This window comes from Streptomyces sp. CB02056 (assembly GCF_001905545.1).
Taxonomy (GTDB): Bacteria; Actinomycetota; Actinomycetes; order Streptomycetales; family Streptomycetaceae; genus Kitasatospora.
The window spans coordinates 1-17,130 of sequence record NZ_LIPD01000015.1 but is presented as its reverse complement, the minus strand read 5'-3'; the positions used below and the strand labels follow the sequence as shown (position 1 = coordinate 17,130).

Here is a 17,130-nt window from a genome sequence, read left to right as displayed (position 1 = left end):
CCGACGGGTACCAATGGGTACCATCGGCGCGTGACGACGACCCGTACGGCGAAGACCCACGCCCCCGACTGCACCGACCCCAAGTCCGTCTACGCCGCGGCCTGCCCCTGCCGCGACATGCTCGACCTGCTGGCCAACAAGTGGAGCGCCCTCGCCCTGGGTGCCCTGGAGGACGGCCCGCAGCGCTTCGGCGCACTGCGTACCCGCCTGCAGGGCGTCAGCCCGAAGGTCCTCACCCAGACCCTGCGCAGGCTGGAGGAGCACGGCCTGGTCCACCGCGAGATCCACGCCGAGGTCCCCCCGCGGGTCGAGTACAGCCTCACCCCGCTGGGCGTGGACGCCTGCGCCCCGCTGGCACACCTGCGCACCTGGGTGGAACGCAACATCGACCGCTTCCCCGTGACCGGCTGAGGACGATCGGCGGCGGACGCCTGCGGTCGTGCTCGGCGACCGGTCGTACTCGGCGACGGCAGGCGGTACGGCCGTCCCGGTCGGGTTCGAGCGCGGCTTCAAGCGTTCGAGGTCGGCTCCGAGGACGCCTCCGCTCAGGGCCCGGACGGGGCGTCGACGGCCTTCGCCCTGCACTGCGGGCAGCTTCCAGGCCGCTTCCTCGCGACGAACGGATGCCGGTAGACCGTCACCCGGCGCCGGGGGATGCCGCAGAGCGTCGCCGTGTCGGCCAGGGCGTGCTCCAGGGCCGGGTCGCCCGTCTCCCGGCTCGCGGCGAAGCCCGTCGGAGCGAGCCCGAGCGTGAACCGGAGGGAACGGAGGCGGCGACCGAGCTGCGGCATGGCCGCCACCTTCCCACACGGCGCTTTCACCGTGACGTCAACGAGAGCCGGGCAGACCGGGCAGGCCCGGCAGGTCGAGGGTGGCGCGGAGGCCGCCGGCGGGTTCGGGGGCGAGGTGGAGGGCCCCGTGGTGGGCGTCGGTGACGGCGGCGACGATGGCCAGGCCCAGGCCGTGGCCGCGGCGGGCCGGGTCGGTCTCGGCGGTGCGGCCGCGGCCGCGCAGGAACGGTTCGGTGAAGGTGGCCACGGCCTCCGCCGTCAGCTGGGGGCCGGTGTTGGCGACGGTCAGGCGTACCCGCCCGGGCCGTTCGGAGTCGGCCCCGGTGGCGACGGTGACCCGCCCGCCGGTCGGCAGGTTGTGCCGCAGCGCGTTGTGCAGCAGGTTGACGGCCGCCTGGCGCAGCAGGACGGGGTTGCCGGTGGTCGGGGCGGGGCGCAGGTCGGCGGTGAGGGTGACGCCGAGGGCCCGGGCCTCGTCGCGGACGGCGGCCAGTGCCTCGCCGGTGGCGGTGGCGAGGTCGGTGGGGGCGAGGTCGGGCGGGGCGTGGCCGAGGTCGGCGAGCTGGAGCAGGGCCTCGCTGATCTCGATGCCGCGCTGGTTGGTGTCCTGGAGGCGGCTGACGAGCCGGCCCCAGTCCTGGCCGGCCGGGTCGGCGGCGGCGACCTGGAGCATGGTGCGGGTGATCGCCAGCGGGGTGCGCAGTTCGTGGGAGGCGTTGGCGGCGAAGCGCTGCTGGGCCTCGAAGGAGTGCTGGAGGCGGGCGAGCATCTCGTCGAAGGCGTCGGAGAGGTCGGTGAACTCGTCGCGCGGCCCGGTGAGGGCGATGCGGTGTTCCAGTGCCCCGCCCGCGGCGCGGTGGGCGGCGCGGGTGATGTCCTGCAGCGGGCGCAGCACCCGGCCGGCGATCAGCCAGCCGCCGACCAGGCCGACGGCGGTCAGCAGGGCCAGGGCGTAGCCGCTGGCGGTGAGCAGGGAGCGCAGGATCTCCTGGCGGGAGGGGGCGTCGGAGCGGTAGCGCGGGTTGGAGGAGGTGAGGGGGTAGTTGGGCACGTAGCGCATGCCGACGTAGACGACGGCGAGGCAGAGGACGCCGGCGGTGACGGCGAAGAGGGTGTAGCTGAGGGTCAGGCGCATCCGGGCGGTCAGCCGGCGCGGGCGGGTTCCGGTGCGGCGTCCGCCCGTACGGCGTCCGGAGGCGGAGGCGGAACCGGGACCGGGGTCGGGGTTCACTGCGGGGTGCCTTCCTGGCGCGGGTCGGTGAGGCGGTAGCCCACGCCCGGCACGGTCTGGATCACCCACGGGTCGCCGAGGCGTTTGCGCAGGCCGGAGATGGTGATGCGGACCGCGTTGGTGAAGGGGTCGGCGTTCTCGTCCCAGGCGCGTTCCAGCAGGTCCTCGGCGCTGATGACGCCGCCGTGCGCCGCCATCAGGACCTCCAGGACGGCGAACTGCTTGCGGGACAGGCCCACGTAGCGGCCGTCGCGGTAGACCTCGCGGCGGAAGGGGTCCAGGCGCAGCCCGGCGTACTCCAGGACGGGCGGCGCGGCCTGGGCCGGGCGGCGGGCCAGGGAGCGCAGCCGGACGACGAGTTCGGCGAGGTCGAAGGGCTTGGTGAGGTAGTCGTCGGCGCCGAGTTCGAAGCCGGCGACCTTCTCGTTCAGGCGGGCGGCGGCGGTGAGCATCAGCACCCGGCAGCCCAGGCCCTGCTCGACGATGCTGCGGCAGACGTCGTCGCCGTGGGTGCCGGGGATGTCGCGGTCGAGGACGACGACGTCGTAGCTGTGGACGGCCAGGCGCTCCAGCGCCGCGTCGCCGTCGGTGACGATGTCGCAGGCCATCGCCTCCAGCCGCAGACCGGCCTGGACCGCCTCCGCGAGGTAGATCTCGTCCTCCACCACCAGGACCCGCACGTGCCGTTCTCCCTCGCTCCGCTGTTCGTACCCATTGGACCCGATGGGGCCTATCGAAAACGTATCGGCCTGCGCAGACGTCCTCGCAACACCGACTTTCCTCCAATGGTCCGGCAACGGACGAGCACCACCGGGAGGCAGGAAATGGACACGACGGACACCCCGACGGAGACGGGGACCAGCACGGCCACGGGCACGGAGACGGGGACGGCCACGGGGACGAGCGCACGGAGCGGACGGCAGCGGCGGCTGGCCGCGGGCGCCGCCGCGACGGCGGTGCTGGCCCTGGCCGGGGCGTGCGCCGCCGACCCGCCGGGCACCGAGGCCGTCCTGCGCACCCTGGCGGCCACCGTCACCGCCCAGCCCGTCACCGCCCCGCCCGTCACGACGGAGGCGGAGGCGGACGGGGAGATACCCGACGGCCGGACGCTGACCCCCTCCGACACCGGCTCCCCCGCCGTGGGCAACCTGGACGGTCCGCTGCGCGAGGCCCTGCAGCAGGCGGCCGTCGACGCGCGGGCCAAGGGCATCGAGATGACCGTCACCTCCGGCTGGCGCAGCAAGGCCTACCAGCAGCGGCTGCTGGACCGGGGGGTGGTCACGTACGGGAGCCTGGAGCAGGCCCGGAAGTTCGTCAACACGCCGGAGAAGTCCGCGCACGTCAGCGGCAAGGCGGTGGACGTCGGCCCGACCAGCGCCGACTACTGGCTGATCCAGAACGGCGCCCGGTACGGGCTGTGCCAGGTGTACGCCAACGAGATCTGGCACTTCGAACTGCTCACGACGCCGGGCGGGACCTGCCCGGCGCCGCTGCCGGACGCCGCAGGGTGAGGGGGCGCGCCGTGACCGCTCCCGCCGGTTCCGACACGCCCGCCGAGGCACCCGACGGGGCCGCCCGGCCGTCCCGGCGACGGTCCGCACCCGGGTGGTGGGCCGTACGCCGGTGGCTGGCCGCACCCGGGTGGCCGGCCGCACGAGGGCAACGGGCCGCACGGGGGCGACAAGCCGAACCCCGCCGACAAGCCGCACCCCGCCGACGGGCCGTGCCCCGCTGGCGCGCCGTCCCCCGGTGGCGGCGCGGGCGCGTGCCCGCCGCGCTCGGGCTGCTCACCGCGCTCGCCCTGGGCGGCCACCGGCTGGTGCCGGAACTGGGCGTGGGCCTGGGCAGCCTGTGGGAGAGCGCCCTGCCCTGGAGCGCCCTGGTGGCGGTGGCGGCGCTGCTGTGCGCGGCGCTGCGCCGGGCACCGGCGGCGGCCTGCGCGGGCGGGGTGCTGGCGGTGGTGTGGGCGGTGGCGTTCGGGCCGCTGCTGCTGGGCGGCGGGGCTCCGGCGCACGGGGCGTCGACGGGCGGGAGCGGCGGGCCGGGGCTGACGGTGGTCACCCACAACGTGAACGCCGCCAACCCGGACCCGGCCGGCACCGCCCGCGCCCTGCTCGCCGCCAGCCCGGACCTGGTCGCGCTGGAGGAGGTCACCGACGCCGCCCTGCCCGCCTACCAGGGCGTGCTGGACAAGGCGCTGCCCCACCACGCCCGCACCGGCACCGTCGCGCTGTGGAGCCGCTACCCGGTGACGGAGTCCCGGCGGCTGGTCATCGACCCCGGCTGGAACCGCTCCCTGCGGGCCGAAGTCAGCGCCCCCGCCGGGCCGTTGGCCGTCTACGTCGCCCACCTCGCCTCGGTGCGGATGACCGCCACCGGCTTCGCCACCGCCCACCGCGACCGCGACATCGCCGCCCTCGGCCAGGCCCTGGACGCCGAACCGCTGCGCCGGGTCCTGCTGCTGGGCGATCTCAACACCGCCGCCGACGACCGCGCCCTCGCCCCGCTCACCAGCCGCCTCACCCCCGCGCGCAGCGGCTTCGGCTTCAGCTGGCCGTCCGCCCTCCCCCTGGCCCGGATCGACCACATCCTCACCCGCGATCTCCCCGCCACCGCCACCTGGACCCTGCCCGCCACCCCCAGCGACCACCGGCCGGTGGCGGCGCGGCTGCGGGGCTGACGGCGGGGGCCCGGCGGCAGGCCCGAACCCGGTCAGGCGACCAGCCGCAGCCAGGCCGCCGCGAGGGCGGCGTGGCCGGCCGGCGTCGGATGGACGCCGTCCTCGGCCCAGTGCTCCGCCCCGCTCGTCGCGGCGAGTTCGGCGAACCTGCCGTCGGCGGCGAGCAGGTGGGCCCCGTAGCGGCGGGCGAGCCTGCGGACGGCCCGGATCTTCGGGTCCAGGTCGGCGCGCCACCGCTCGCGTTCCTTCTCGCCGATGAGCGCGGCGCCGGCCTCGACGGTGCCGCGGATCGGCAGGAGGAACGGCTCGATGAGGACGAGTTCCGTGCCCGCTTCGGCGAGGGGCGCGAGGAGGCGGTCGTAGCCCGCCTCGAAGCGTTCGGCGGGGATCGGGTACCCCCGCGGGTCGAGGATGCGCCGGCCCGCGTCGTTGACCCCGACGAGGATCGAGACGACGTCCGGGCGCGCGTCGAGGACGTCCGCCTGCCAGCGGGCTTCCAGGTCCGTCACCTTGTCGCCCGCGTTCGCGGTGTTCAGCCAGGTCACCGGCCGGTCGGGGTGGCGGTGGGCCCACTCGCCCGCGACGCGCAGCGGGTAGCCGTGTCCGAGGCCGTCCCCGCTCTCCCGGCGGCGGCAGTCGGTGGTCGAGTCGCCGGTGAACAGCACGGTGATTCCCGGCCGGAGGGTGATCGTCGTGGGTGCTCCTCGCGAGGGGTGGGTCCGGACCTCTCGAAGGTGCCGGGCCGCACTGTCACCGCGCTGACGTCAACCTTCATCTCACCTGCGGGGACCGCGAGATGACGATGTGTCAGCCGACGGGGACGGCGTCCTTCGGCAGGGTGTGCCAGTTGGTGACGACCGGCTTGTCGACCGGGGTGGTGCCGACGGGGACGGTCACCGGGTTCGGGTCGGGGGTGCCGATGCCGATGATGACGTCGGTGTACTGGACCGCCTGGTTGCCCTTGGTGGTCTTGGTCATGATGCCCGCGTACACGGTCTTGGCGCCGCTCAGGGTGATCTGCTCTCCCGCCCCGTGCTCGAAGGCGGCGGCCTCGATGCCGCCCGAGCCGAACGCGATGACGGGGTGGCCTGCGGGGAGCGTGCAGGTGATGCCCGACTTGGCCTTGGCGCTGATCAGGAGGTAGCCGCCGGCCTGGGTTTCGGCCTTCGCGCCGAAGTCCAGGTCGTTGGCACCGCAGACCTGGCCGTACCCGCTCTTGTCGCCGGGCGCGGCGGATGCCGAACCGGCGGGCGCGGCAGGGGACTTGGGCGGGGCGGTCTTCGTCGGTGCGGCTCCGGCCGGCGCGGCCGTGGCGGGCGCGGCGGGCTCGGAGGGCGCGGCGGCCTTGGTCACGGGGGCGGTGGGGGCGGCCGCGTCGCTGTTGTCCGGTCCGCAGGCCGTGGCGGTGGCGGCGATCGCCGCGACGGCGGCGGCGGTGAGGGCGAGGCGGCGCGTGCGCATGGGGGTCTCCTGCTGTCGTCCCGGCGGTGCGGTTCACCGGCGTGCGATCACCGTACGGGCGGGTCGTTCACGGGCCGGTGCGGGAAATATCCCGATCCTGTCCCAGAAGGCCTGCGCCAGAAGGCTTGTGTCAGAAGGCCTGTACGGACGGGGTGTTGGACGACGCGCGGGCGGGGAACGCCGCCGGGCCGGCCCCCGCAGGAAGGGGGCCGGCCCGGCGGAACGGAGCGGGTCAGCCGAGCAGTTCGCCCTGGAGGGTGACGACCTGCCGGAAGGGCGCGGTGGGCACGCCGGCGGGGTTGGTCATGGTGATGACGGCGACGACGTCGGCGGCCGAGAGGTAGGCGACGCGGGCGGTGGGGGCGCCCTTGGTGCCGGCCGTGGTGGACTCCACGAGGGTCAGGCTGCTGCCGTCGAGGGCGTCCCAGTCGTCGTGGGGGGTGCCCTTGGTGGAGGGTGCGGCCTTGGGGCCGCCCTTGGAGCGCACGTCGGCGAAGGCGCCCCAGGACTCCCGGACGGAGCCGAAGCGCAGCAGCCGGATCTGGGTGCGGGTGCCGTCGGAGGCGGTCCACTCCCGGACGGTGGCCGCGCGGCAGGCGTGCTCCAGCAGCACGGAGCGCATCTTGACCGGGTCCTGCTGCTCGTCGGCGATCGCGTCGCAGGGCACCCACTGGCCGAACGCGGATCCGGCGGCGGAGGCGGAGGCGGAGGCGCCGGCGGACGCGGAGTCCGAGGGCGCCGGGGAGGCCGGGGCCGACGGGGAGGCGGTCGGCGAGCCCGAGGGGGTGGCGGCCGCGGTGGGCGCCGGGAAGACCGGCGGGGTCAGCGAGCCGCCGGCCTCCTTGGGCGCGGGCAGCAGCAGGTAGCGCAGGTCCGCGTGGTGCGGGGACTTGCCCTTGTCGTCCGGGGCCTCCTGGCCCGCGGGCAGCGGAGGCAGCGTCAGCGGCGCGAAGGTGTAGCGGCCGTCGCTCGCGGTGGCCAGGCCCGGCAGGTCGGTCCGGTCGGGGGCGGTGACGGCCAGCGCGCTGCCGGTGCCGGCGAGGGCGAACACCAGGACGGCGCAGCTCCAGCGCACCGCGGCCTTGCGGCGCCGGGTGCGGCGGGCCTCCTGCTCCGCGAGGACGGCGGGGTCCTCGGCGGCGGCGAAGGGCTCGGCGACGGGCGCGGCGAGCGCCTCCAGGACCGGATCGGCCCCCTTCCCGGGCACGGGCGCGTTCGCGGGCGCGGGCGGCGGGGTGGCGTGGTCGGTCATACGGAGGCTCCGGGGCGGGCGAGGCGGTCGAGCTGGAGGGTGAACAGGGCGACGATCTTGTCCTTGGGCAGCGGCGCCACGCCCTCGGCGCTCATGACCACCAGGAGGTCGCCCTCGGCGGCCGAGCACTCCAGGTAGTCGATCGGCGCGGACGGCGGCGCCGGCATCAGGTAGCAGTGCGCCTCGGGGTGCCCGGGGACGGCCGGGCCGACCCGGAACAGGCCGGTGTCGCCGGTGAAGACCGCGGTGTACTCGTTGATCCGCTGCACTTCCTGCTGGTTGAACTGGCGCAGCTTCAGGCCGATCACCAGGTCGTCCCCGTCGGCGAGGTAGGTGCGCACGCCGGAGGCCTTGACGTGCATGCCCTCCCAGTAGGCGCGCATCTTGTCGCGCTTGTCCTTGGGGAGCTGCTGGAGGTCGGCGTCCATCTCGGCGGACAGCTGCTCGCCGTTCTGCTCGCTGTCGTGGCCGTAGCCGCCGTCGTCCGGGCCGGGCCGGTAGCCGGCCGGGACGGGCAGCAGCAGGTCGCGCATCGAACCGAAGTGGCTGCCGTTGGACTTGGCGCCGTACGGCGTGGCGGTCGCGGTGGGGGTGGGACCGGTGGACGGGGCGGCGGCGGTGGCCTGCGCGGGGTCGTCGTACTGGGTCTTGATGATGCCCACGCCGATGGCCACACCGACCAGCGCGGCGGCGGCGGTCGCGGCCCCCGCGCGCAGCAGGCGGCGGGAGGCGGGGCTCGGGCCTGCGGGTGCGGCGGGGCCTGTGGGCGCGGCGGACCCGATGGGCGAACCCTCGGGTGCCGGTTCGGGCGCGCCCGGAGCGGCAGCGGAGGTGGTCACGGTGTCGTCGTTCATACCAGCCGCTCCCACTGCCGCTTGGCGAGGTCCTTGAGGGTGTCGGGGTTCACCGGCTTGGTGTCGAAGACCTCGATCGTCATCTCCACCGAGCCGCGTTTGGCATGGGCCCCGCCGTAGTAGAACTGCTCGGTGCTCTCGGACCAGTGACGGGGCAGGATGTCCACCTTGTAGCCGCCGTTGGCGCTCTCGGCGAACGGCAGCGGCCAGTAGCCGGTCTTCGCCTCGTCTGCGCGGTCCTCGGTGAACTGGACCAGCTGGACGCGGTAGAAGACGCCGTCCTTCTTCCAGTTCACCTCGGCCGCGCGCCGGAAGCCCCGCGAGGCGAGGTCCTTGAACGTGTCGGCCGCCCCGCTCTTCTCCTCGGCGATTTCGCCGATCGAGACCCAGCTCGGCTTGTCCGCGTGGTCCCCCCAGGGGGCGCTGCCCTCGGGGGCGCCGATCAGCAGCTTGGTCAGGTCGCCGTCGATGCCGATCGGCGCGGGCTGCTCGGCGGCGAGGGCGGCCGGGTCGACCCGCTCGGCCGGGTAGGCCGGGCGGGCGGCCTGGAGCGGCGGCAGCGGCGTGGGCGGGCGCTGGGCCTGCACGGCGTAGCCGACGCCGCCGCCGGCCAGGGTGCCCAGCACCAGGGCGCAGGCGGTCAGCAGCACGGGGCGGGGGCGGCGCGGGCCGCGCGGGGCCTTCGGGGCACCGGCCTCGGGTGCGAACGGCGCGGCGGGTACGGCGGGTTCGGGCGCGACGGGCGGCACGGCGGGCGGCGGCGGAGCGGCGGGCACGGCGGGCACCGGCTCCGCGGGTTCGGTGGTCACGGAAGTGGCTCCAGAGGAGGAGGAAGAAGAGGACGGGGAAAGGGCGGAGCCGGGCTCAGCCGCCGGTGGTGAGCCACTCGCGCTGGCGCTTCATCAGCTCGTTCAGCAGCGCCTTGTCGGGCGTCCCCTTCACGTCGACGTCGATCGTGTACTGGACGTCGCCCTGGCTGGAGATGCCGCTCATCGAGCCGGTGAAGGCCTGCTGCTTGGGGGCCTTCAGGTAGCCGCGGCCGCCGGAGTCGCCGTCGATGTCGAACGGGTCCAGCGACTTGATCTTGTAGTTCTTGGCGAAGTCGGACGCCATCGCGGTGGAGCCGAACTTCAGCAGGGTGACGGTGACTTCGGCCTTGCCGTCGGCGGTCCGGTACATCCGGTTCGCGCCGCCCTTGTAGCCGTAGGACTTGAGGATGTCCATGATGCCGTCCTGCTTGCCGAAGAGGTCGGCGACGTCGTCGTCGCTCATGGCCATCCCGTCCACGGGCCCGTAGGACTCGCCGCCGGCCGGGATGGGGAGCAGGAAGTAGCGCAGGTCGCCCTCGTGCTTGCCGCCGCTGACGGTGCCCTTGACGGTGCTGACGGGGGCGGGCTCGGCCGGGACGGCGGTGGGCACCGGGACGGGCGCGGCCGAGGGCGTCGCACTCGGGGCGGCACTCGCGCTCGCCTTCGACGGGGCCGGGGCGGCCGCGGCGGCCGGGCGGGTGTCGGGCTTGCCGACGGCGACGGTCACGGCGGCGCTGGCCGCGGTGACGGCGAGCAGTCCGGCGGTGGCCAGCGCGACGCCGACGGCGCGCGGCAGCCGGCGCGGGGCCTGCTCCGGTACGGGCGGTACGGCGGCGTCGGCCTGGGCGTCGGGTGCGGCAGCGGCGGGCGCGGCGACCTCGGGAGCGGCGGCCCCCGGCGCGGCGGCTGGCTCGGCCGGTGCCGGAGGTCCGGCGGCGGCGCCCTCGTTCTCGGGCTCAGGCAAGGAAATCCCCCCAGTGAAGAATGCGGAATCCCACGCGCGGGCTCCTCACGGGAACCACTCCCCCAGCGGGTTCTCCGGGCATTCCGTCACGCGTGTCGGCAGGAATTATGAAAGGCCGCCGACACCACTGCCAAAACAATCAACCGCCACACTTTCCCCCAATGTTCGACGAATCGGACACACCGTGATCGAACCGCAATGGGCGCTGTCCTGCGGTGATGACACTGTGTCGACACATCGATTCGAACACGGCCTGCTCCCGCCCCGCCGGTGCCGGGCGCCGGACCGGTGCCGTCAGATCCACCCTTCCTCCCAGGCCCGCCGCGCCGCCTCGTGGCGGGTGCGCACGGCGAGCTTGGTGATGGCCCCCGAGAGGTAGTTGCGGACGGTGCCGGGGGCGAGGTGGTGCTGCTCGGCCAGCGCGCTGATCGGCTGGCCCCGGTGGACGGCGCGCAGCACGTCCAGTTCGCGCGGGGTCAGCGGGCAGGGCGTCTCGGTGAGGGCGTGGGTGGCGAGCCGGTGGTCGATGTAGCGGCCGCCGCCGTGGACGTCGCGCAGGATGTCGGCCAGTCGGGTGGCGGGGGTGGTCTTGGGCACGAAGCCCTGGATGCCCGCCGCCAGTGCCCGGCGCAGTACGCCGGGCCGGGCGTGGCGGGTGACGAGGACGACGGGGACGGGGTGGCGGCGGCGGATGGCCTGGGCGGCGCCGACGCCGTCCAGGTGGGGCATCTCCAGGTCCAGCAGGGCGATGTCGACCGGGTGGTCGGCGGCGGCCCGGACGGCCGCGGGGCCGTCGCAGGCCTGGGCGGTGACGGTCAGGTCGGGTTCGAGGTCGAGGAGCGCCGCGAGGGCGCCGCGGGTGAGGTCCTCGTCCTCGGCGAGCAGGATGCGGATCACGCGGGGGCCTCCCGGTCGGTGTGGCCGGCCAGTTCGAAGCGGCCGTCGGGGTGGGTGGTGGTGCCGACGTGCCCGCCGATGGCGTGGAAGCGTTCCCGCAGCCCGGCCAGGCCGCTGCCGTTACCACTGCCGCTGCCGCCGCGGTCGGTGGCGGGGTGCGCCGGGGCGCCGTCGTTGCACAGCAGGACGCGGACCCGGCCCGCGTCCGCGGTGACGGTGATCCGGCAGTGCCGGGCGCGGCTGTGGCGCAGGATGTTGGTGACGCCCTCGCGGACCAGGGCGGCGAAGGCCGGCTGGAGCTGGTGCGGGACGCGTTCGGCGTCGCCGTCGACGGCGGTGCGGATCCCGGCGGCCTCCAGGAGCCCCACGGCGTTGGCCAGTTCGGTGCCCAGGCTGGCGCTCCGGTAGCCGTGGACCACGGCCCGGGACTCCTCCAGGGCGGCGCGCGCCAGTTCGGTGATCTCCCGGAGCTGGGCGCGCGCCTCGTGGTCGCTGCGGCCGACCAGCCGCTCGGCCAACTCCCCCTTGAGCGTGATGGCCTGGAGCCGGTGGCCCTGGAGGTCGTGCAGGTCCGCGGCGAAGCGCATCCGCTCCTCCGCCACGGCCAGACCGGCCGTGGCTTCGCGGACCTGCTCGGCCTCCAGCACCGCCCGCCACAGCCGGAGCAGGACCAGCTCCACCGCGGCGACGAACAGCAGCATCCCGGCGCCGGTCGCCGCCGGCACCCCGGGCAGGAGGCCGGGGGTCTCGTGGCGCCACTGCGCCACGGTCTCGCCCAGCACCGCGCAGACCAGTGCGACCGCCGTCAGCAGCCGGCGCCGCGCCCGGGCCGGCAGGGACAGGGCCAGGGCCGCCGTCATGGCCCCGGGCACCATCGCCCAGTCGAGCGCGGTGTACGGACGGTCCGCCATCTCGCCCCAGGTGGCGACCGCCACCGCCAGCAGCGCGAGGCTCCACCGCCACTCGGCCGCGGAGGGACTGCGGGGGCCGTACCCCTGTCCCTCCGGCGGGCCGGCACCGGGCTCCCGACCCACGGCGCGAGGCGGCACCGCCCGGCGGACGAGCCGGGTGTGCTGGACCAGGACGGCGACGATCACCGGGGCCGTCAGCGCCGTACGCACCGGGTCCAGGTTGAAGACGACGTCGTTCGCGGCCAGCAGCAGCCACAGGGGCCCCAGGGCGAGCAACGTCCGGCGGGTGAGGAGGCCCAGCCGACCCGGATCGACCACACCGGCCACCGCGAATGAGGTGCTCATGTCCGGCCAGCGTAGAGGCCGTCGCCGGGCCCTGTCTGTAGCCGAACCAGCCAATAGATCATGACAGTTGTCATAAACCGACCGTGACACCGCCCGGCCGGTTCATGGCATCAGCCACTACTGGCGACCGGCGCGCGCCCGCGAGACTCTCCACCGTCTCTCCACGGGGTGCGCGCCCGGGCTTCGCCGCGTGCACACCCTCCCCCCTCACCTTCCACGACCGCTCCAGGAGCACGGATGACCATCGCCCGCAGGACCCGCCGGCGCCGCACCCTCGCCGCCTCCGCCACCACCGCCCTCGCCGTCGGGCTGCTGAGCCTCGGCGCGGCGCCGGCCGCCCACGCCGACACCCTCCCGACCCTCTGCAACCCGGCCGTGGACCGCACCACGGCCGAGCCCGTCAACGTACAGGTCACCCCGCTCGTCACCGACTTCCTGATCTACAACGTCGCCCCGGGGAGCACCGGGCACCACAGCGACATCCTGACCCGGGTCAACTCGGCGACCACCACCGTCGACAACAAGACCGAGATCACCGCCACCGCGAGCGCGCTGTTCCTCAAGGTCGAGGTGAAGGTCGGCTTCTCGGTACAGAAGACCACCTCCAGCACCACCAGCACCACCGTCAGCGACACCTGGGACCTCGTCGATCCCGGCCGCTACGGCCTCTACCGCGGCACCCGGGTCGTCACCGGCCAGTACGTCAACCGCATCTGCGCCCAGACCGGCGGCCCCAACACCGGCATCTGGGTCACCACCTCGCCGTCCCCCGGGACCTTCACCACCTACGAGTCCCCGGAGATCGGCTCGGTCCGCTGCGCGCCCGCCGAGGCCGCCGGCACCGTACGCCGCGCCGCCCAACTCCTCATCAGCAGCTGCTGACCGTCCCGCCGACCCGACAGCCCTTGGAGATCCCGTGACGAACCCGCACCGCACCACCACCCGCCGGGGCGCCGCGCTGCGCGCCCTCGGCGCCACCGCCCTCGCCTCGCTGTCCGGCCTGACCCTGCTCGCCGCCCCCGCCTCGGCCGCCACCCAGGGCCTGGCCTCCAGCGAGTGGCACGGCTACGTCTGCGACGACGGCTACTACCGGATCAGGACGCCCTTCAACCAGCTCGTCGAGCGCAACCAGTACAGCGCCTGGGGACAGGCCATCCAGAACCCCGACACCGGCGCCTACAACCAGCAGTGGAAGCTCTGCCACTACAACTCCGACAACCAGTCGTTCATCTTCCGCAGCCGGCAGAACGAGGGCGACTGCCTCGGCGTGTGGAAGCAGAACCCGAACGACGGCGCCACCGGCGGCGAGGGCGCCAATCTCAACCTCTTCGACTGCCAGGGCTGGATCTACGGCAACCAGATCTTCCACTTCCTGTACCCCGACCCCGGCAACACCAGCAAGGTGATCCTCAAACTCGGGCACAGCGGCTTCTACGCGGCCCTCGGCGACCCGTCCGGCAGCGCCGGCTCGGCCATCGCCCAGTACTCCGACCGGGTGGCCGTGTTCACCCTGGAGCACCTCGCTTCCTGACGTCCCCGTGGCCGTACGGGCCGGGCCGGGCGGCGGTCCGGGCCCGAGGGCGGACGGCTGCGCCTACCGTTGGACCGTGGACGGACAGGTGTGCGGCGAGGAGTGCCCGGTCGACGGGCCGGACCCGGACGGCCGCGGGGTGCCGTTCGGCCGGCCCGACCCGGCCCGCGCCGACCCGGCCTGGCCCGGCGCGGGAGGCGGGCCGGCGGCCGGGGCCGCCGGGGCCGGGGCCCCGCGATTCGCCGTCGGCCCCGGATACGCCCTCTACCAGGGGCCGTTGGCGGACAGCGCCTTCCACCGGCACGCCACCTTCCAGGTCGCCGTCGCGGCCGCCGCCCGCACGGTGGCCATCGACGACGACACCGGGCGGCGCCACCGCGGGCCCGCGCTCGTGGTGGCGCCGATGGTGCGCCACCGGATGGCCCCGACCCGGGAGGTGCTGACCTTCTACGTCGACCCGCACTGCGCCTTCGCCGACCGGCTGCGCGCGGGCTGCGGGCCGGGGGTCGCCGTCGCCCCGCAGTGGCAGGGCCTGACCGAGCGGGACGTCCGGCCGCACGGCGGGCTGCCCGCCACCGGGCTGGACCCGCGGCTGCGCGCGGCGATGGCGGCGCTGGCCGCCGACGGCCGGGAGCCGCTGGAGGGCCTGGCCGCGCGCGTCGGACTGTCCCCGCAACGCCTGCGGGCCCTGGCACGGCGACAGTTGGGGGTGCCGCTGGCACGCTGGCGCAGCTGGCAGCGGCTGTCCCGGGCGGCACTGGCCCTCGGCGAGGGGTGCTCCCTGGCACAGGCGGCGCTCGCGGGCGGGTTCGCCGACCAGGCCCATCTCACCCGGTGGATGCGGGAGTTGACGGGGCTGACGCCCTCGCAGGTGCTGCCCGCCCTGCGCGGAACGGCGGTTCAGGCCGGGCGGCGCGCGGTGTAGAAGGACATCGAGCCGGTCACCGTCGCGACGGTGTCCACCTCGCGCACCCCCTCGAAGCCGGCCTCCGCGATCAGCCGGGGCAGGATGCCGTCGGCGTTCGGCTGGGTGTCCTCCTTGCCGTCGGCGAACTGGACGATCCGGAAGGCCAGCCGCATGGCCGCCGTGCGCTGCCGCCCGTAGTCGGCGATCACCAGCTTCCCGCCGGGGCGCAGCGTGCGGTGCATGGCGGCGAGGACGGCCTGCTTCATCGGGACGGGGCACTGGTGCAGGACGAGGCTGGAGACGACGGTGTCGGCGGTCCCGGCGCCGACGACCTCGTCCACCGCGTCGCCCATGCCGGTGCGGAAGTCGGGTTCGATCCCGGCCGCGGCGGCCTTGCGGCGGGCCAGGCGCAGCACGGCGGGGTCGGGGTCGACGCCGACGACGGTGGCCTGCGGTTCGGCGCGGCCCAGCAGGACGGCGAAGGACCCGGTGCCGCAGCCGACGTCGACGATGACGTCACCGGGGCGCGGGGCGGCGTGCATGGCGAGCAGGCTGCGCCACAGGCGTTCGCGGGTGAGCGAGACGATCGGGTCGTAGAGCCCGAGGGCGAGGCGCCCGGCGGCGGGGGTGAAGGCGTCGGTCGGTGTCATCCGGCCAGTGTGGTCGGGCGGTTGGGGCCGCGTCTTGAACGAATCGCTCGCGGGCCGGGGCACCTGTGGCCGGGCGGCCCCGCGCACGCTGCGACGCCCGGAAGAGTGATTCAGGAGTGCGCCGAAGTCCGTCGGCGTCTCCCGCCCGTGCCGACCGGTCGTGCGGCCAGTATCTCGGTGAACGTGCCCGTACACCGCATATCGAAGGTCTCTAGAGATTTTCCCTGCCCACATGACCGATCCCCATTCCGCTACGGCACGGCTTGCCGCCTTCCTGAGACGAACCTATTGTGGTAATTGGATCCGATAAAGCTATTCATATGCACTGGACCACATGGCCTTTCGCTCGGATGATGATCAGATAGCGAATACTCTCCGTGCGCGCCCAGCGGGAGAGGAGAGCCGAGATGACATCGAAGAAGTCGGCGAACGTTGCACAGGCGAACGTTGCGCAGCTGGCCGGCCCCGGGGTGCTCGGCAGAGAGCAGGACCCTCCGCTCTTCCACTTCGACGTCCCGGCCGAGGATGTCGGCGCCCTGGTGGCGGACACGCTCGGGTACCTGCAGCAGCTTGGCATCGGCCCGGAACAGGGCATCGCCCCGGACGGTGCGATGACCCTCGTCCTGGCGGACGCACGACGCGCCTGGAACGGCAAGGAATGGATCGAGCAGACCGCGGCAGCCGAAGGTGGCACGAAGTGCTGCTACACGTCAGGCAGTCAATCGATCTGCCACCCCCACAGCGCTTAATAGGAGATAGGTTCCGACCCTTGGCTTTGTTCACGGAGTCGATCTCCCGTGAACAAGACCGATCGCGGAACTCGCGCGACTCGTCGCGCTCCCTTGCTGTCCTCCTTTTGCCGACCGGACGGTGCGACGTCTACCGACTAGCGAGGACGCGGGGGTGGAGGAGGAGCGGGAACGGGACCGGGAACTGTACGGGCCCGGAGCAGCAGGGCCAGCCCGAGCCCCAGGTCGACGGCCAGGCCCAGTGCCTGCAGCCAGTCGGCCGTCTTCCCGGGCGAGTAGATCTCCAGGTAGTCGGACAGCGCGTGCACCAGTACCAGCGGCCAGACGCTCCCGATGTACAGGCGCGCCCCGCACAGGCAGAAGCCGAAGGCGCCGGCCTCCAGGACCTGCCACAGCGTGTTGCCCAGGGGCGCGCCGAAGAACAGCCAGTTGCCGAGGTGCCCGACCCCGAACAGCACCGCCGTCAGCACCACCGCGCGCACCGGGCCGAGCGGCCGCGCGACCTCCAACACCAGTGCCCGGCTGCTCAGTTCCTCGCTGACCCCGATGGCGAGCATCAACACCACCCCGCCCACCAGGGTCGCCGTGCCGCCCTCGATCCCGGGCAGCGCCGCCAGCCCCGCCACCACGACCAGTGGCAGCAGCACCGGCCAGCGCGCCATCACCCCGAGGCCCGTCACCCCGCCGGTCGCCAGCAGCCCCCAGGCCCGGAGCAGCACCAACACCACCGCCGCGCCCGCCAGATTGACCACGGTCGGCCCCAACTGCGGGAACCACCCGGGCTCCAACGGCGGCAGCACCTTCGCCACCACCACGATCACCGCCTGCCAGACGACCGCGACCCCGACCGCCCCCAGCACCGGATGCCGGCGCACCTGGCTCCCCCATCGCTTCAGCACGGCTCGATGGTAGGCGCGGCAACGTCAAGTCAGCGCCAGCCCGGACGAGTTGATCCCCAACCGAGATGCCGGTGACAGGTGCACAGGAAGTCGGCCCCGCGACTCTGCTGGCGAAGTATTCGATCTAGGTCAGGCTCAGGCCGTTGTTGCGATGCCGTGTTGGGTGCAGAGTGTGTGGATGCGGGTGGGGCGGCGGCTT

At 74.3% G+C, this 17,130-nt stretch carries 20 protein-coding genes; 7 read left to right on the top strand and 13 right to left on the bottom strand.

Annotated elements, in window-relative coordinates; translation table 11 throughout:
- Window positions 1–30 precede the first annotated feature (30 nt).
- Window positions 31–411, top strand: a complete 381-nt coding sequence (locus AMK13_RS32800) for a winged helix-turn-helix transcriptional regulator (protein WP_074005307.1) — start codon at window positions 31–33, stop codon at window positions 409–411.
- Between the two features lie 134 nt (window positions 412–545).
- Here AMK13_RS32800 and AMK13_RS32795 read toward each other — a convergent pair whose 3' ends face one another.
- The 3 genes from AMK13_RS32795 to AMK13_RS32785 are packed head-to-tail and all read right to left on the bottom strand — an operon-like array spanning window position 546 to window position 2,702.
- Window positions 546–791, bottom strand: a complete 246-nt coding sequence (locus tag AMK13_RS32795) for a hypothetical protein (RefSeq protein ID WP_074005306.1) — start codon at window positions 789–791, stop codon at window positions 546–548.
- A 37-nt stretch (window positions 792–828) separates the two neighbouring features.
- Window positions 829–2,022, bottom strand: a complete 1,194-nt coding sequence (locus AMK13_RS32790; protein ID WP_241853135.1) for a sensor histidine kinase — start codon at window positions 2,020–2,022, stop codon at window positions 829–831.
- On the bottom strand, window positions 2,019–2,702 hold the full coding sequence (locus AMK13_RS32785) for a response regulator transcription factor (RefSeq protein WP_074005305.1): 684 nt from the start codon (window positions 2,700–2,702) through the stop codon (window positions 2,019–2,021). The genes AMK13_RS32790 and AMK13_RS32785 overlap by 4 nt, the downstream gene beginning before the upstream one ends.
- A 144-nt stretch (window positions 2,703–2,846) precedes the next feature.
- On the opposite strand from AMK13_RS32785, the gene AMK13_RS32780 reads away from it, so the two are divergent.
- Window positions 2,847–3,533: a M15 family metallopeptidase gene (locus AMK13_RS32780; RefSeq protein WP_079272709.1), complete on the top strand. Its 687-nt coding sequence runs from the start codon at window positions 2,847–2,849 to the stop codon at window positions 3,531–3,533.
- Window positions 3,534–3,787: 254 nt separating this feature from the next.
- On the top strand, window positions 3,788–4,702 hold the full coding sequence (locus AMK13_RS43115) for an endonuclease/exonuclease/phosphatase family protein (RefSeq protein ID WP_241853134.1): 915 nt from the start codon (window positions 3,788–3,790) through the stop codon (window positions 4,700–4,702).
- A 32-nt stretch (window positions 4,703–4,734) separates the two neighbouring features.
- Here AMK13_RS43115 and AMK13_RS32770 read toward each other — a convergent pair whose 3' ends face one another.
- The 8 genes from AMK13_RS32770 to AMK13_RS32735 all read right to left on the bottom strand — a co-directional run bounded on the left by AMK13_RS32770 (window position 4,735) and on the right by AMK13_RS32735 (window position 12,195).
- Window positions 4,735–5,367 carry an SGNH/GDSL hydrolase family protein gene (locus AMK13_RS32770; protein WP_241853133.1) on the bottom strand — a complete coding sequence of 211 codons (633 nt, stop codon included), beginning with the start codon at window positions 5,365–5,367 and terminating at the stop codon, window positions 4,735–4,737.
- Window positions 5,368–5,509: 142 nt separating this feature from the next.
- Window positions 5,510–6,163 (bottom strand): DUF4232 domain-containing protein, encoded by a 654-nt coding sequence (locus tag AMK13_RS44315; protein ID WP_074005302.1) that lies wholly within the window; start codon window positions 6,161–6,163, stop codon window positions 5,510–5,512.
- Between the two features lie 232 nt (window positions 6,164–6,395).
- Entirely contained in the window at window positions 6,396–7,415 is a 1,020-nt protein-coding gene (locus AMK13_RS32760) for a hypothetical protein (protein WP_074005301.1), read from the bottom strand.
- Entirely contained in the window at window positions 7,412–8,269 is an 858-nt protein-coding gene (locus AMK13_RS42455) for a hypothetical protein (protein WP_107418924.1), read from the bottom strand. The genes AMK13_RS32760 and AMK13_RS42455 overlap by 4 nt, the downstream gene beginning before the upstream one ends.
- On the bottom strand, window positions 8,266–9,078 hold the full coding sequence (locus tag AMK13_RS42450) for a hypothetical protein (RefSeq protein ID WP_107418923.1): 813 nt from the start codon (window positions 9,076–9,078) through the stop codon (window positions 8,266–8,268). The genes AMK13_RS42455 and AMK13_RS42450 overlap by 4 nt, the downstream gene beginning before the upstream one ends.
- A 55-nt stretch (window positions 9,079–9,133) precedes the next feature.
- Complete coding sequence (locus AMK13_RS42445; RefSeq protein ID WP_074005298.1) at window positions 9,134–10,042, bottom strand: hypothetical protein; 909 nt, start codon at window positions 10,040–10,042, stop codon at window positions 9,134–9,136.
- A gap of 294 nt (window positions 10,043–10,336) precedes the next feature.
- Entirely contained in the window at window positions 10,337–10,939 is a 603-nt protein-coding gene (locus AMK13_RS32740; protein WP_074005297.1) for a response regulator transcription factor, read from the bottom strand.
- Entirely contained in the window at window positions 10,936–12,195 is a 1,260-nt protein-coding gene (locus AMK13_RS32735; protein ID WP_198959486.1) for a sensor histidine kinase, read from the bottom strand. The genes AMK13_RS32740 and AMK13_RS32735 overlap by 4 nt, the downstream gene beginning before the upstream one ends.
- Window positions 12,196–12,432: 237 nt before the next feature.
- Between AMK13_RS32735 and AMK13_RS32730 the strand changes: the two genes are divergently transcribed.
- From AMK13_RS32730 to AMK13_RS45365, 3 genes are all read left to right on the top strand, one after another.
- Window positions 12,433–13,077 (top strand): hypothetical protein, encoded by a 645-nt coding sequence (locus AMK13_RS32730; protein ID WP_074005295.1) that lies wholly within the window; start codon window positions 12,433–12,435, stop codon window positions 13,075–13,077.
- A gap of 34 nt (window positions 13,078–13,111) precedes the next feature.
- Window positions 13,112–13,726: an RICIN domain-containing protein gene (locus AMK13_RS32725; protein ID WP_074005294.1), complete on the top strand. Its 615-nt coding sequence runs from the start codon at window positions 13,112–13,114 to the stop codon at window positions 13,724–13,726.
- A gap of 76 nt (window positions 13,727–13,802) precedes the next feature.
- Window positions 13,803–14,651, top strand: coding sequence for an AraC family transcriptional regulator (locus AMK13_RS45365; protein ID WP_241853132.1), 849 nt, complete (start codon window positions 13,803–13,805; stop codon window positions 14,649–14,651).
- On the opposite strand, the gene AMK13_RS32715 is transcribed toward AMK13_RS45365, so the two are convergent.
- Window positions 14,627–15,283, bottom strand: coding sequence for a class I SAM-dependent methyltransferase (locus AMK13_RS32715; RefSeq protein ID WP_074005293.1), 657 nt, complete (start codon window positions 15,281–15,283; stop codon window positions 14,627–14,629). The genes AMK13_RS45365 and AMK13_RS32715 overlap by 25 nt on opposite strands.
- A 407-nt stretch (window positions 15,284–15,690) precedes the next feature.
- Here AMK13_RS32715 and AMK13_RS32710 point away from each other — a divergent pair, with 407 nt between their 5' ends.
- Complete coding sequence (locus AMK13_RS32710; RefSeq protein ID WP_074005292.1) at window positions 15,691–16,032, top strand: hypothetical protein; 342 nt, start codon at window positions 15,691–15,693, stop codon at window positions 16,030–16,032.
- Between the two features lie 137 nt (window positions 16,033–16,169).
- Here the strand turns inward: AMK13_RS32710 and AMK13_RS32705 are convergent, their stop codons facing one another.
- Window positions 16,170–16,931, bottom strand: coding sequence for a CPBP family intramembrane glutamic endopeptidase (locus AMK13_RS32705; RefSeq protein ID WP_143204688.1), 762 nt, complete (start codon window positions 16,929–16,931; stop codon window positions 16,170–16,172).
- Window positions 16,932–17,130 lie beyond the last annotated feature (199 nt).

Coding starts and splice junctions, on each gene's coding strand:
- AMK13_RS32795 (WP_074005306.1), bottom strand. CDS start 791: ATGCCGCAGCTCGGTCGCCGCCTCCGTTCCCTCCGGTTCACGCTCGGG.
- AMK13_RS32780 (WP_079272709.1), top strand. CDS start 2,847: ATGGACACGACGGACACCCCGACGGAGACGGGGACCAGCACGGCCACG.
- AMK13_RS44315 (WP_074005302.1), bottom strand. CDS start 6,163: ATGCGCACGCGCCGCCTCGCCCTCACCGCCGCCGCCGTCGCGGCGATC.
- AMK13_RS32760 (WP_074005301.1), bottom strand. CDS start 7,415: ATGACCGACCACGCCACCCCGCCGCCCGCGCCCGCGAACGCGCCCGTG.
- AMK13_RS42455 (WP_107418924.1), bottom strand. CDS start 8,269: ATGAACGACGACACCGTGACCACCTCCGCTGCCGCTCCGGGCGCGCCC.
- AMK13_RS32735 (WP_198959486.1), bottom strand. CDS start 12,195: ATGAGCACCTCATTCGCGGTGGCCGGTGTGGTCGATCCGGGTCGGCTG.
- AMK13_RS32730 (WP_074005295.1), top strand. CDS start 12,433: ATGACCATCGCCCGCAGGACCCGCCGGCGCCGCACCCTCGCCGCCTCC.
- AMK13_RS32715 (WP_074005293.1), bottom strand. CDS start 15,283: ATGACACCGACCGACGCCTTCACCCCCGCCGCCGGGCGCCTCGCCCTC.
- AMK13_RS32710 (WP_074005292.1), top strand. CDS start 15,691: ATGACATCGAAGAAGTCGGCGAACGTTGCACAGGCGAACGTTGCGCAG.